At 58.3% G+C, this 554-nt stretch carries 1 protein-coding gene; it reads right to left on the reverse strand.

The genetic code is table 11. The features are described from left to right. On the reverse strand, window positions 1–554 hold a 554-nt coding region (locus AC5O77_RS22400; RefSeq protein ID WP_494507247.1), incomplete at both ends, for an acyl-CoA dehydrogenase family protein.

Here is a 554-nt window from a genome sequence, read left to right on the forward strand (position 1 = left end):
GCACAGGTAATGCCTAAATCTTCTGCACCGCCGAGTAATTTTTCCGGGTCGGAGAGTTTAAACGCCAGCCCAAGCACGGTCGCAATCGGTGCCAGCGTAATGTAGCGTTTGTTCCAGGTCAGACGCATCCCCAGCACCTGCTGGCCCTGCCATTCGCCCATGCAGACACTCCCGGTGTCCGGAATCGCGCCCGCATCGGAACCCGCTTCCGGGCTGGTCAGTGCAAAGCAGGGGATCTCCGGACCACGCGCCAGACGCGGCAGATAGTGATCTTTCTGCTCGTCAGTGCCGTAATGTTGCAACAGCTCACCCGGGCCTAATGAGTTTGGCACACCGACGGTAATCGCCAGGATCCCGCTCACGCCGGAGAGTTTTTGCAGCACGCGAGACTGGGCATAAGCCGAGAACTCCAGCCCGCCGTACTCTTTTTTGATGATCATCGCGAAGAAACGATGCTCTTTAAGGTACGCCCACAACTCCGGCGGCAGATCCGCCAGCTCATGAGTAATCTGGAAATCATTCGCCATCCGGCAGGCTTCTTCTACCGGGCCGTC

The sequence above is a fragment of the Stenotrophomonas sp. INTA L402-1 genome (assembly GCF_059295135.1).